We start from the raw sequence: 14161 nt of genomic DNA on the forward strand, positions 1-14161 counted from the left end.
CTGGATTCCTTCTTCCTTTTTTATCATTCTGTCCAGAATTACGAGTTTGTTGACTTCACTAAAATGATACTGCTCCACTGGTATCGAACCTCGATGTCGAATGTGCTTTGGTATCAAGTACGTCACGCTCACGTTCTCCCATTCGCCGGTTGGACAGAAGGCGGGTAACAGCCTTGGTTCCTCATCATTCGCCATATCTCGAAGCAGCATGAATGCTACAGAACAAGCGTTTCTAACGCGCGTGTCGCGTTCACGTTGCTCGTCTTCGCCACCCAAAGAGGTTTGCGGGGAATCGTTTGTATTCAATCAACGTGCGAACGTGGGGCAAGTGTGCGCATGTAAGGTAGGACAGCGATGTGCGTCTCAAAATGCTTCTTCGTGGAAGAAGCAGATCTTTGCGCGTACTTAGCCATCGGCACTTCTTGGTGGATTTCAGTGGCAGGCATTGATTCGAGTGACTGTTCTCTTGCATCTCAAAAAGGCAGTACAAGAAAACTGGCCCCATGCATGAACATGATATGCGGCGCTCCCTTTGCACGGGGCGGCAAGGTAGACATATGTCTCGAAGTAGTAGGGTCCAAGTTTCCGCGGCCCGTGCGGGATTGGGGGATTGTTCAAAGTGGAATTGTCCACCGTAAGGCACTGCGTAAGTGACTGCGTAACCGACTTTGAATCCGAACCCCCTTCCTGGCGCGTCGATCTCATCTGTCGGGTGAGAGTTGAACAGGATAGCGGATCGGAAGTCAACGTGGTGCAACGGTACAAAGCGAATAGGACTCCTGCTTCTGGCTTCGTGGGGTCAGCAAGCGGGCCTCTCTATGAGCGGAATGTGGATATATGTCCCGATCCGTTTTCTTCGTCGATTCGCATGTAGCGGGCATCATCGGTTCAACCGCCCACTTCTATTTTGTGGGGAGTTCGGTATCGAGTTCCGTGCTAAGTTGTGTTCGGCGTTTGAAATGACGCATGGTGAGTCCTCGGCTGCTTTCTCGACGATCGTCCTGTCGGAAGTGTCGCTTCCTCCGTGTGGGGGGCGGCGATATGGACATATGTCCCGAAGTCCTCCGCCCGCCTCGGCGCACCCCGCGCGGGAAGACGGGACTCAGCCCAGTCATTCACGATGCGTAAGACTGTGCGAAAGGCTATGCCCAACCCTGTGCGAAACCCTCTGTGGATCGATTTGGTGAAATTGGCTTTACGGCCAGTTGCGGAGGGCGTACATGGCAAGAATCTCGTCAACAACCAGATTTCGACTCAGTGCGGGCGGGAGCGTGTCCTGCGCGACAGCAATCCCTGCGCCCTCTAGATTGCATACATGCAGCATAGGATCCGCCACATCGCGGACACGTTGGCCCGCCTCCGGCGATTAGCGGCGCAGGCGACGGTAGACCGATTTCCTCCATTTGATGCGAACGTGAGGAACGTGTTGCGGCAAAGTTCAGGTAAGCACCTGCGGGAAACGGAATTTGACTTGATGGCGAGCCGCACTAAGAGTTACAGTCGGACACAACGTTTCCGGGGGTGGATCGCTATTGTGTCAAATTGCGAAGCAACTACTGGCTGAAAAACTGATCGACGACTTCTACGAGGAATACGCTCGGGATGGGGAAAAGGTCCTGTCAACCCAGCAAGACTTGGCTGACCGGCTCAAGGCGTGCTTGTCGACCGACCAACATGAATGGCTGTACCGATGGGAAGCGGAGTGTGTCGAGACCTGTGGTCACGAATTACGGCAGTTTGCTGATTTCGTCGCGGGCATTTTGATGGCCACTCATCCCCATTCAGAAGACGATGCGGGACGCGACGGGTAAAACTTCGGCGTTGGCGGGTTTCTATCGATCCTGAGTACCACCCGTTTGTGCTCCTTCGACCGTCATCCGATGGAGGATGACGTGTAAGGCTGCTTGGAAGTTTTCCACCGCCTCTTTCGACGGTTCGTTACAAGTCAATCGGATGACGACATTCCTGCAATGGAATGTGAAGGTCTTCAAGTTGCCGGATATCGCATCCGATGTTCGATGACAATTCAGCGCGCCCAAGTCATCATGAGACGCCATGGGAATCCCTCCTCTCGCCAATCATCCAAAAGCCACCTCCATGCCGTCTTTGGAAAGCGTCCACCCTGTGACATTTTTCTGGACAAAGTTGAGGGGCAGTTACTCGACCCAGTGCTTCTCTTTGAGGGTGCGGCAGGCGTTATAGATGATATGTTGCTCGTCGTGCAGCAAGATGGACAGGTGCTGCGACGTTAGTAGATTGTACCGGTAGAGGGCTAGAAGGATCTGTCGTTCGATTTGGCGTGGCACGAACATGGCGGTGGCTCCTCCCTTCGTGCGAGCGGTGGAGTGGACATATATCCCGAAACAGAAGAGCATGATTTTCTGCACCCCGCGCGGGAATTGGGGATTGTTCAAGACGGATCTGTTCACCGTAAGGCACTGCGTAAGTGACTTCGTAAGTGACTTCGGATGAGAATGGGCTTCGCGACTTGCTCAGTCTTCATCCTCTCGACGGGCCTGGCCACAGACACGCACTTTGCGCGATTTGGTCGTGTCTGTACGGCTGTACATTGCCTAAATTTAACGGTTCACTTCGTCGATGGGATCGCCTCCGTCCGCATCCATCTTCGCGCACCTCTTCCGCCCATCTTGATGTGGGTCACCAGCGTGGTGCCATCCACAACCAATTCTGCGTCGGGTGATGGAGGAGATTCAATGAGATGCACGTTCGAGTAGGCAGAATGAAACGCGCTTTGGACACACAGTGTGCGAGGGTTCGACACTCTGAGACACCGTGCGCCGTTTTGGTGACGATGAACCGGAACGGAAGCGAGCCTTGCAGCCACTCCAGGCGTCTGGGGAGTCCGAGTGCCGCCAGGGACTGCACGAACACATGGACATAATTCGGGCTGTGAGATTTGAAATGGTGTAGCGGGACAATTCGGTAAAACTTTAGGTCTCGCTTTTTTCTTAGCTTCATGAGCAAACCCTCCTTGATAGGATCGCGATACTGGAGAAAACAAACAGGGCGGCGATTTGATTCGCCACCCTGCACAGTATCGTGTGTTATCATCTTACCTTCCTGAAATTCGAATAGGGTGCCAAGGCAGTGCCAATGAGAGAGAAAGCCTTATCCGTCGACACGAAACCCGGTTAGATAACAAATTGGTTGGGCAGGCGGAGCGACAAAGAATGGCTTCAAGTGGCCCTATGTTCAATGATTGGAAAACAGCGATCTTAGCGAGAAGGGGATTGACTGGCGCTGATTCACTTTTGTTGCAAAACTCGATAATCTTCATGTATACGGAAAGCAATCGCATTTCTCCCAGGAGAAATCGTGGTAGGATAAAGTGAATCTTGTTCGCATCAGTTGGGCGTCTATTACGAAGCTATGAAAGAACGAAAACGTGAACACCTCGTTTTTAGAGAAAATATGTAAGCGTTGGACTGTGATATTGTCGACATCAGGAAAATGAGCGACAAACCGAAAACACGGGGATTGGGGTGATGCGCATGGAGAGATATACACCGCATCAGACAAGGTATTTTGCCGAACAGATTATGTTGAAGCGCCCGCAGTCAAGCATTGACGGGCTGGCTTCCGCTATGTCCGGCGTGAAGGTTGATCTCAATCCCCATCAGGTTGATGCGGCGCTGTTCGCTTTGAAGTCGCCCCTCTCCACCGGAGCGTTACTTGCCGATGAGGTCGGATTAGGAAAAACAATTGAAGCCGGGCTTGTCTTGGCGCAGTGCTGGTCCGAGCGTAAGCGTCGTATTCTACTCATCGTTCCCGCCTCGCTCCGTACTCAATGGCGTGCGGAACTTGAAGAGAAGTTTTATATAAAATCCACCATCCTCGAATCTAAGAATTACAACAAGGCAAAAAAAGCGGGTGTATTGAACCCTTTTGAAATACGGGATGAAGTCGTGATATGTTCGTTCAATCTCGCCTCGCTGAAAGCGAATGACGTACACGCTACTCCGTGGGACTTGGTTATCGTCGACGAGGCGCACCGACTCCGTAATGTGTATAAATCCGGCAATGTCACCGGGACGAGGCTGCGAAGGGCTCTCTCCGGCAAACGGAAGCTGTTGCTCACCGCGACGCCGCTCCAGAATAATCTCATGGAACTGTATGGGCTGGTAAGCATCATCGATGAGCATGCCTTTGGCGATGCTCGGACGTTCAGGGATATGTATGTTTCTGTCGTTAACGAAGAGGTAAGGAACCATGCGCTAAAAACCCGTCTGCAGCAATTCTGTAAACGAACCCTGCGAAAGCAAGTCACGGAGTATGTCAATTACACAAGCCGCATCGCGATTCTACAGGAATATACGCCGACAGCGGACGAGGATAAATTGTACAACTTTGTCTCCACCTATCTGCAGTCCGAAAAACTTTATGCCCTGCCGCAAGGCAGCGAACCTTAATTACACTTGTGCTACGTAAGCTGCTGGCATCCTCGTCCTTTGCCATTTCCGGAACAATGAAATCCTTAATAGGCCGGTTGGAGGCACTATTGCAGGGTATGGACACAAGGCTTGAACTGGGCGACGATTACGATACTTTTGATGAACTGGTTGAGGAGCAGGAAGATTCGGAAAACGTGTTACCCACTGATCTTGAACAAGACCGGGCGGCGGTTGCGGAAGAACTTAAGAGGCTCAAGGAATATGCGGAACTGGCGAAAAGTATCACCAGCAACGCGAAAGGTGACAATTTGCTCACCGCACTCCAAAAAGGGTTTGATGAGACGGAGAAACGCGGCGGTCAACGTAAGGCCATTATCTTCACCGAATCTCGGCGTACACAGGAATACTTGCTGAATCTACTGGCTGATAACGGCTATGCCGGAAGTATCGTTTTCTTGAACGGCGCAAACAACGATGAAGTCTCCAAGCAGATTTACGCAGCATGGAAAGAGCGGCATAAACATGACGGAGTCATCTCCGGATCACGGCAGGCCGATATGAAAGCCGCCGTTGTGGAAGAGTTCCGCGACAGGGCGAGCATCCTCATTGGTACGGAAGCCGCCGCCGAGGGCATCAATCTTCAGTTCTGCAGTCTCATTGTGAATTACGATCTTCCGTGGAATCCCCAGCGGATAGAGCAGCGCATTGGCCGTTGTCACCGTTATGGGCAGAAAAACGACGTAGTGGTCATTAACTTCCTCAACAAAAAGAACGCAGCTGATGTTCGCGTTTATGAATTGCTCGACCATAAGTTCCGCTTGTTCAGTGGACTGTTCGGTTCTTCTGACGAGGTGCTGGGTACCATTGAATCGGGAATAGATTTTGAGAAACGCATCGCCGAGATATACCAGACATGCAAGACCACGGAAGAAATACAGGGTGAGTTTGACGAATTGCAGGAGGAACTGTCCGAGCACATCAATGAAATGATGACTGCCGCACGGCAGTCCATCCTTGAGAACTTCGACGAGGAGGTTGCCGCACGTCTTAAAGACTGTCAGGAAGATACTCTTGTCGGACTGGACAAGTTTAGCCGCTGGCTATGCAACTTCTTTATAATGAAAGGCGCGGAAAGGGTCAGACCCCTTGAACAGTGGCGTTTTGTCTACCAGGTGAACGGTTTTACGGAAACCTACAATGTGCAGTGGAAAGACGCGGAGCGGCAGGGGGACATTTTTCTGCGCCGTGACGACCCGATGTGTCAAGAATGGCTCTCGCAAGCCATAACTGAGCCTCTGCCATCTGTCGCCATACGCTTTGACCATACAAATTCGCAGGAACACCGTATCAGCTTTCTGGAGAACCATTCGAACCTTCGCGGAGTCCTTTCGATAGACAAGCTGATATACAGCGGGTTCGATACTGACGAGCACCTTATCTTTTCCGTGGTCACCGAAAACGGAATCGAAGTGGACGATGATATGGTAAACCGCATTATGGAGCTTCCCGCAGAAATTATTGGGGAAGCCGGAGAGAAAGCCGCCGAACTGGATGCCTTGCGCAGAGCCAACGCCGATAAACAGAAAGCGGAAATTGAGCGGATTAATAAGGAGTACTTTCTTGCCGAATGCGCCAAGCTGGACGCCTTCAGCGAAGACCTCAAGGATGGCTTGCAGCGAGAACTTAAAGATCTGAACAAAGAAATCACCGAAAAGAAGCGTATATTCAAAAGTAGCACGGAAAGGCCGCTGGCTGAAATGCTGGAAATGAAGGAAGAGGTTAGCCGATTGGAAGAGCGCCGAAAAAAACTGCGGCGTGATATGTACGAACACGAGGATGAAATCGACGCCAAGAACGAGCGCCTTCAGGATGAAATCCGCGTCAAGCTTGAGGGAGCATACACACTGAACCACATTATGGCCATCTCATTTGAGATTGTTTGAAATACGGAGGAATTCGCGATGCAAAGACTGGAACTTACATGGATCGGTAAGGGTAACGACCCAAAGATCGAACCGCGCATACTGCTGCACGACGCTTCTAAGGACTACGGCGACCCTGCAGCAGACAATATGCTCATCCACGGCGATAACCTGTTGGCGCTCAAGGCTCTGGAGCAGGAGTTCACGGGGCGTATTAAGTGTGTCTATATCGATCCTCCGTATAACACGGGTTCGGCATTCGAACATTATGACGACAATCTCGAGCACTCTACGTGGCTGTCACTTATTAAACCACGCCTCGAAATCCTTCGGAGTTTGCTCAGTCGAGACGGAAGCATCTGGATAAGCATTGACGATGATGAGCAGGCATATCTTAAAGTCCTTTGTGATGAAGTGTTCCAGCGTTCCAATTACATAGCTGCAATCGTTTGGCAAAAGCGAACTTCCCCGGATATGCGAGGAACGATCAGCGATGCCCACGACTATTTACTGGTTTATGCAAAGGACGCGGAGACTTTTAAGAATTCTCGAAACAAACTCCCGTTAAGTGAGGAGCAGGCGAATAACTACAGCAATCCAGACAACGATCCACGCGGCCCGTGGACATCTGCCGATTTCACGGCACAAGGTTATCGACCAAATCAAATGTATACCATTATCACGCCTGGGGGTGCTTCGTATTCGCCACCTGAAGGAAAATGTTGGAAAAACATAGAGCCGGTTTACAAGGAGCAGTTAGAGCAAGGACGATTTTGGTTCGGCGTAGATGGCAGGGCGATGCCGAGAAGAAAAACATATCTGAGCGAGCATGATGGTGTTGTTCCTTGGACTTGGTGGAGCAATAAGGAGGTCGGACACAATCAAGAGGCTAAAAAGGAGATACTCGCCATCTTTGGTGCCTCTAATGTGTTCGACACCCCGAAACCCGAACGCTTAATTGAAAGAGTACTTACGATTGCGTCTAACCCCGGAGATCTTGTCCTCGATAGCTTCCTCGGTTCCGGAACGACCGCTGCAGTTGCTCACAAAATGCGTCGCCGATGGATTGGTATCGAGCTCGGTGACCACTGTTATTCTCACTGCCTACCTCGTTTGAAAGCAGTTGTTGACGGTGAACAGGGCGGTATTTCTAAAGTCGTGGAATGGAAAGAAGGCGGCGGATTTAAGTTCTACGAGCTTGCGCCTACACTGATAGTCACAGATGGTCATGGTCAGCCTGTTATCAGCGACAAGTATAACGCTGAAATGCTAGTCGCGGCCATTGCAAAGCTGAACGGTTTTGCCTACGCTCCCGATTCTGAGGTGTTCTGGAAGCATGGACGCAGCCAGGACAACAGCTTCATTTACGTCACCACGCAGTATCTTACGGCGGAGCAGTTAGATGACATTGCCCGCGATCTGCCAGAGTATGAAAAGTTGCTTATCTGCTCCCCAGCCTTTGACAATGGGCTGGGTAAACGGTACGCGAATATTGACGTGCGAAAAATCCCGCAGTCGGTACTGTCGAAATGCGAATACTGCGTGGACAACTATAACCTGAACATCATTAATCCGCTGGAACTGGACGAGGAGGAATGGGACGATGTTGAACAGTAACGCGAAATTCATAAACAACCGCCTCGCTCTGCGCCCGCCGCAGACAGAGAGCCTACAGCGGTTCCAACAGATAGCGGACATCCTCTCCCTTTCCAAAACGCCGGACTTGGATGCGGAACTGGTGAAAATCCGCGAAGCGTTCCCCACCCTTACCAGCTTCGAGCGGGAGTTTCCTTCCGTTTGCTTTGCCCTTGCTACGGGTATTGGCAAGACGAGGCTGATGGGAGCGTTCATCGCCTATCTGCACTACCAAAAGAACATCAATAACTTCTTCGTGATGACTCCAAACCTAACAATTTATAAGAAACTGAAGTCTGACCTCGGCGATCCTTCGAATCCTAAGTATGTGTTTCGCGGGCTGGATAAGTTCGTGAACCCGCCACGCATCATTGACGGAGACAACTATGAGGATTATCGGCAACTGTCATTGTTTGATGCTGGCGTTACCATCAACGTGTTCAATATCTCGAAGCTGAACTCCGAATCGGGGAGAATGCGGCGGCTGAACGAAGTTTTGGGACAGTCTTATTTTTCGTACTTGCAATCTCTAACGGATTTGTGCATCTTTATGGACGAGAGTCACCACTACCATGCCGACCGGGGTTTCGATACCATCAACGAGCTTCACCCGATACTGGGTGTGGAACTCACCGCCACGCCACAGATTCAGCGCGGCGCACGTAAAATCGCCTTCAAGAATGTGGTGTATGAGTATTCCCTCGCCCACGCCCTGAACGATGGGCTGTATGTGAAAGTGCCCGTCGTGTTTACCCGTAAGGATTTCCGACCCGAGGAATACACTCCGGAGCAGCTTGATCGGGAGAAGATGAACGACGGCATCCGTCTTCACGAGGAGACCAAGAGCAAGCTGGATGTGTATGCCCGCGCCAATGGAAAGTCTGTGGTTAAGCCCTTTGTGCTTGTCGTTGCTAAAGACACCGAGCATTCCCGTCAGATTAAGGAGTATCTTACCTCGGACGACTTCTATCGCGGGTACTACAAGGATAAGGTGCTGGAAATCAACTCCGCCCAGCGTGGCTCGGAAAAGGACGAGAACATTGAACTTCTGCTGTCATTAGAGCAGCAAGACAACCGCATCGAGATTGTTATCCATGTGAATATGCTCAAAGAGGGCTGGGATGTTACCAATCTCTATACGATAATCCCGCTCCGCGCCTCGGCATCGGAAACCCTCACGGAGCAGACTATCGGCCGTGGACTTCGCCTTCCTTATGGGCAACGGACAGGCGTGGATGAGGTTGACCGCCTTTCTGTCGTGAGCCACGACCGCTACGAAGCCATCGTTAGTCTTGCCAACGACCCCAACTCACTTGTACGGCGTGTTTACTACATTGATCCCACCGAGCTGGAAAGCGATGACCAGCGGGAAACGGTGGAGATGCCGAGTGTGTATGACGAACTCACGAATGCGGAGAGCTTCACGGAGCAGCTTACTCTCACACTGCGGGAAACGGCGGGTGAGTATTACGTCGGGAGCAATACGCAGGGACAAACGGTCCAAGTCGCACAGTTCGTAGCGAAGCTGACCTCAAAAACGGTCATTGAACTTGGCAAGCAGGTGAAGACCTTTGACGCAACGAAAGACGAGGAAACCCGCAAAATTGTCCATTCCAGCATCGTGAGCGAAACTATACGGCAGTTCCCGTCACTTGGCTTGAAAAAAGAGGACTTGGCGGCTGTTGTCGAGCAAGCTATCGAAACCTGCGTACAGGCGTTGACCGGAAACGTAATACCCATCCCAGTGGCGGTGGTACAGCCATTTTTGGAAGTGAAGCGCGGCTTCTATGAGTTCAGCCTCGACACACGCAGCATCATCTGGCACCCCTCGGACGATACTCTCATCGGGACGGAGTTGCAGAAGGGTGGAGAAACCTTCGAGTACGATACAAAATTCGCGTTGTTCCCCAAGACGGACACGGTTGAGAATGAGATTGTACGGTACATCATCGTACACGACAATGTGGACTATAGTAGTTGCGCCAACCTCATTTATTCCCTTATCGGGGACGCTAAGAGGCACTTTTTGTCGTACTTGAATTCCGAGGAGACCGAAAAGGTAATGCGAGACCGCCAGCGTTCCCTCGCCGATATCATCTACGCTCAAATGAATGAGCATTTCTATAAAGAGGAAACAAGCTACCGGGCTTCCAGCATGCGTCCGTTCACCCGCATTGAGACTAGTTTTGGCGGCAAGTTCAAGTCGGATGACCTCTACGACCTGCGGGCGACGCTGCCCGCGTCCGAGGTAAAGGCGAAGGTATTCAGGGGCTTTAAGAAAGCCTGCCATACGCTGTATAAGTTTGACAGCGACACGGAGCGCAGGTTTGCAATCGTGCTGGAGAACGACGGAGCTGTCCTGAGATGGATGCGCCCCTCCGCCAAGCAGTTCAATATCTACTACGGCGTGGGAGGTGTAAGCCGCTATGAACCTGATTTCGTGGCGGAAACCGCAGATACCATCTACATGGTGGAAACGAAAGCCGCCAATGAGATAAACAGCGACACCGTTAAGGAGAAAGCCGTAGCAGCAATGGAGTATTGCCGGGCTGTTACGGAATGGAATACTGAAAATGGTGGTAAACCGTGGGAGTATGCGCTCCTGTCTCATGACGAAGTGCACTTGCAATCGAGCTTTATGTTTCTGATGAAAAACCGGATGAGGACCGGGCTGAAATTGGATCTATAGCGGAATCCGCCTGTAACGTTCTTGGATTGAACGTCTCAGGAAGGACATGCAGTGGGTAGTCGGGGATAGCCTGATGCCACGAGGATGATGATCACGTGTATGTGCGGGACAAGCAGACCGAGCAAAATCGCGGGCCAGCCGACCAAACCTATGATCCACAGGAGCAAACGCCTCTCTGCCAGCCGCTAAATTCGATCCTATGCAGGTTGTTCCTGTTTTATCCATCTGGCGATGACCAAAACATCTATCACCCAATCTATTTGCATAAACGGGCGCTGATCTACAAGAAGGAAATAAATGGGCTGTTGTATAAACATGCGTCGTCTTTTTGTTGTCCTTTTTCACCTCTGGGCAGAAGGGAGCAGTGCGCCATGAGGCGCTGTGTGTTGAAGCCACGGTTACGTGGTTGGCGATTACCTCATCTCGCCAAGGCTAGGATGGCATGCGCTGGGCTTGAGCAAGTCCAGGGTGTGAAGCCTATCTAACAATGTACCCGTGAGGGAGACCCAACCTCCCAAGATGCGGGGCTAGCCTCTACGACCTGCTATGGTCAGCGAAAGCAAAGTCATGTCCGAAGCGTGGTCAACTGCAACACCCGAAATGTTGGATGACACGGGTGGGTGGAATGAGCATGACACCCTTGGACTTGGTGTCATGACCCGGATTATCCGGTGGTCAGGGCAGTACAGAGGTGCAACTCCCTGAATCTTCCCCGCGTATAGTGGCGACCTAAGGCAGCGAGACAATACACAGTGAACATGGGAACCGCCGCATTCGTCCCAATTGGGATGGACAGCTCCGTTGATGTGGATGCGTCGGGACGGAGGAACCGTTAGTCCGAGATGGGTAACGCCCATCACATGGCGAAGGGTTCCAGTTCGAAGTCCTACGCGCCAGCAAAGTAGGGCTCCTCTATGAGGAGTGATCGCAGATTTATACCGTCGCTCAAGTCAATGCTTGAGACTCGAAGAGAAGTGCGTATGGCACACAGTCAAACTGTGTGTGGGGAAAAACACTTCGAATGGAGAGCCGGATGCGCCCAAAGGCGCAAGTCCGGTTCGGAGAAGAGCTCGGGCGTCAAACTGCTCCTTGCGGGGTGGGTCGGTCCGGGCTTATTCTACATAGTATACACACTCCCACGAGTGATAGAAATCCATAATTTGTCGCCACATTTATATCAACTTCGAAAGGAACGGGTTGTATGATGCCTATATCGACCCTGATCAACTTGGCGGCCGCAACTGGTGCGTGTTTTGCTGCGTATTATACTGCCGTTAATGCCAAGGTCACTCAAGAAGCCTTGAAGATAGCCCTGAAATCCAGGAACGACAATGTAAGACCAGTGCTTGATTTCAGAAGAGCCGAACATGCACATACCATTGGGAAGCATATCAACAGCGCTGGACAATTAACGTCTGCGTTTTATCAGTTTGAAGTAATGAATGTTGGGCAGGGTTCTGCTGTGTTAGGAGACAACCCGTTTCGGCAAGTCCCCATTCTCGAGGTGATTTCTCGGGAATTATCTCATGATCCGATTCGAGGAAAAATGACTGTCATTCCAGAGGATTTTCCACTTAAAAATACCTTGCGACCTGGAGAAGTGATGAACCTTTCCTTTGGCGCTGGTCAGTTTGGAAATCGGCCTATGGGGAACGTGTTTGAATTGCAGCCCATGTATTACACGGACGTATTGGGACGACAATATGAAACCAGGGTGAGTATCCGTGCAGATGCGGGAGACGTAATAGGGATCACAACGAACATAATCGAAGAACGGTCGAATTCCAATGAGAATTTAGAGCTTTAAATGTGATCGGAACACGACATCAATCTCCCTGGCTCAAAAATGGCTAGGTGTAATACTGTAGATATGTGGATTAATAGGATATTTATTTACTTACTGATCAAATTAGTTTTGTCGTTGAAGGGAAAGTGATGCAACGGTCGGATTCAATTTGCAGGAGGTGCATTTGTGAAGTGGCATAAATCATGGAGTACAAGACGCTGGTGGTGGCACTATTTAATCGGAATTGTCGTGATTGCTGTATGCATACTGGTTCAACATGTCACGCCTTTCGGGTATACATGATATGGCGGCGGTTTGTTAATCGCTATAGTCCTTATCATTGCTAATTGGCTTCTACGCAATAACAACGATTCTAAATGACAAAAACAGCGTTTTTCAGAAGTTTTCCTCCTTGAACTATTGGGGGCAAAAATTCATCACACTGGCGAACCGGGACGGTGTATGATTATACGGAGATCAGGATGCCCTGATCTTGCGGCGCATAAGGACTAGAAAGCCCGACAATATATTCCCGGTATGTCGAGTATGCCCGAGTCTACGTGGAAGATTTCGTGCAAAAGGGGAGTCAGTGTTTGTGACTGACAAGACGATGAATTTATTCCTTCGTATTTCCGAATATCGTGTGGTCGGTAACTATCTTCCGAAGGTACGTCGCTGTTTAGATTCATTGAACACACAGCAACTGTGGGAACATGAAACCCATGAAGCAAACTCGGTTGGTGGAATACTGCTTCACATCTGTGAACAGTTCGATCGTCACACTGCTAGGTACAATCAGGTGGGAACGGTTACAGCTGCTGGCATCGAAGATTATTTTCCGGATATGGGGCTTTCGCCGGAAGAACTCGTTGCAAAAATTGAAGAGACATTTACTGCTTGGCAAAGGGCTATTCATGAACTTCTCTCGGATGAGTCCAGAGTGGTAGACTTGTTCAGCATTTATCATCTCATTGAACACACGAGTTATCATTTGGGACAAATCGTGGATAGAGTACAGCGAAAGACAGGTGAATCGTTCCAATTTGTGCAAAAGGATCTCAATGAGCGAAGTTTGCGGGCTATCGTCGAGGATGAGACAGTAGAATAACGCAGGATGACCGGCGAAAGACAGTGGCAAGCCAACTTTGCATGAATATGCGATGCGGCGTGTCGCAGTTCCTAGGCTATTGGGCAGCATCATCCAATATTGACTAACTTCAAGATGGTGCTAGAAAAGGAAGGATAGTAACTATGGGGCACTTGGGGCTCTCGGGAATCATCGCAACTATTGTGCTAATTGCACTGGTGATTGTACTTGTAGTGTCAATTAGACATGGCTACAGAATGAAACCTTGATGTTGTGTTGCTTGTTAGTGGGCGCTCGAAATCGGAGTAGCATGTATGTATGTTTAATGACATGGTCTCACATGGGGAGATCAACCGGAGTCAATTTAATAGGCAGGCTTTTCTGATAAGTCATTGACCTTTGTTGACTAATGGGCTATAATGGAAACGCAAACTAGCCCGCAGGATTCTGTGCTTGCAGAATCCGGTTGGACTGAATTGCGTACGTAGTTGTAAGACCCTGGGAGAGGGCATTCGTAGCCGAAAAAACTTATGTGGTTTATTGTATTCTGCAATTGGCTCGAAAGTCCTTCTTCCCAAGGAAAAATTTTGGGGAGATGGTTTAATGGAAAATGAACATGAACACGGACAC

General features: G+C 50.3%; 9 protein-coding genes. 7 read left to right on the forward strand and 2 right to left on the reverse strand.

Annotated features, from left to right (window positions below; all coding sequences use genetic code 11):
* Positions 1-1195: 1195 nt before the first annotated feature.
* Complete coding sequence (locus ATW55_RS17005; protein WP_268753378.1) at positions 1196-1324, reverse strand: hypothetical protein; 129 nt, start codon at positions 1322-1324, stop codon at positions 1196-1198.
* Positions 1325-1532: 208 nt separating this feature from the next.
* On the opposite strand from ATW55_RS17005, the gene ATW55_RS07255 reads away from it, so the two are divergent.
* Positions 1533-1811: a hypothetical protein gene (locus ATW55_RS07255; RefSeq protein ID WP_067714835.1), complete on the forward strand. Its 279-nt coding sequence runs from the start codon at positions 1533-1535 to the stop codon at positions 1809-1811.
* An 847-nt stretch (positions 1812-2658) separates the two neighbouring features.
* Here ATW55_RS07255 and ATW55_RS16050 read toward each other — a convergent pair.
* The gene (locus tag ATW55_RS16050; RefSeq protein ID WP_153005052.1) at positions 2659-2979 is read right to left on the reverse strand and encodes a hypothetical protein; all 321 of its coding nucleotides are present in this window, start codon (positions 2977-2979) and stop codon (positions 2659-2661) included.
* Positions 2980-3512: 533 nt separating this feature from the next.
* Between ATW55_RS16050 and ATW55_RS16530 the strand changes: the two genes are divergently transcribed.
* The 6 genes from ATW55_RS16530 to ATW55_RS07300 all read left to right on the forward strand — a co-directional run bounded on the left by ATW55_RS16530 (position 3513) and on the right by ATW55_RS07300 (position 13552).
* Complete coding sequence (locus ATW55_RS16530) at positions 3513-4430, forward strand: DEAD/DEAH box helicase (protein ID WP_201024946.1); 918 nt, start codon at positions 3513-3515, stop codon at positions 4428-4430.
* 98 nt (positions 4431-4528) lie between these two features.
* A complete protein-coding gene (locus ATW55_RS15750) occupies positions 4529-6355 on the forward strand; it encodes a helicase-related protein (protein WP_235587045.1) in 1827 nt (608 codons plus the stop codon).
* Positions 6356-6373: 18 nt separating this feature from the next.
* Positions 6374-7951, forward strand: coding sequence for a site-specific DNA-methyltransferase (locus ATW55_RS07280; protein WP_067714853.1), 1578 nt, complete (start codon positions 6374-6376; stop codon positions 7949-7951).
* Positions 7938-10658 carry a DEAD/DEAH box helicase family protein gene (locus tag ATW55_RS07285; protein ID WP_067714857.1) on the forward strand — a complete coding sequence of 907 codons (2721 nt, stop codon included), beginning with the start codon at positions 7938-7940 and terminating at the stop codon, positions 10656-10658. The genes ATW55_RS07280 and ATW55_RS07285 overlap by 14 nt, the downstream gene beginning before the upstream one ends.
* A 1201-nt stretch (positions 10659-11859) precedes the next feature.
* Complete coding sequence (locus tag ATW55_RS07295; RefSeq protein WP_067714863.1) at positions 11860-12465, forward strand: hypothetical protein; 606 nt, start codon at positions 11860-11862, stop codon at positions 12463-12465.
* A 574-nt stretch (positions 12466-13039) separates the two neighbouring features.
* A complete protein-coding gene (locus ATW55_RS07300; RefSeq protein WP_153005053.1) occupies positions 13040-13552 on the forward strand; it encodes a DinB family protein in 513 nt (170 codons plus the stop codon).
* Positions 13553-14161: the final 609 nt, after the last annotated feature.

The sequence above is a fragment of the Ferroacidibacillus organovorans genome, from assembly GCF_001516615.1.
In the GTDB taxonomy this organism is placed as follows: domain Bacteria; phylum Bacillota; class Bacilli; order Alicyclobacillales; family SLC66; genus Ferroacidibacillus; species Ferroacidibacillus ferrooxidans_B.

Excerpts from the sequence above, each read along its gene's own strand:
- ATW55_RS17005 (WP_268753378.1), bottom strand. The coding sequence starts at position 1,324 with ATGCTGCATGTATGCAATCTAGAGGGCGCAGGGATTGCTGTCGCGCAG.
- ATW55_RS16050 (WP_153005052.1), bottom strand. The coding sequence starts at position 2,979 with ATGAAGCTAAGAAAAAAGCGAGACCTAAAGTTTTACCGAATTGTCCCG.
- ATW55_RS16530 (WP_201024946.1), top strand. The coding sequence starts at position 3,513 with ATGGAGAGATATACACCGCATCAGACAAGGTATTTTGCCGAACAGATT.
- ATW55_RS15750 (WP_235587045.1), top strand. The coding sequence starts at position 4,529 with ATGGACACAAGGCTTGAACTGGGCGACGATTACGATACTTTTGATGAA.
- ATW55_RS07280 (WP_067714853.1), top strand. The coding sequence starts at position 6,374 with ATGCAAAGACTGGAACTTACATGGATCGGTAAGGGTAACGACCCAAAG.
- ATW55_RS07285 (WP_067714857.1), top strand. The coding sequence starts at position 7,938 with ATGTTGAACAGTAACGCGAAATTCATAAACAACCGCCTCGCTCTGCGC.
- ATW55_RS07295 (WP_067714863.1), top strand. The coding sequence starts at position 11,860 with ATGATGCCTATATCGACCCTGATCAACTTGGCGGCCGCAACTGGTGCG.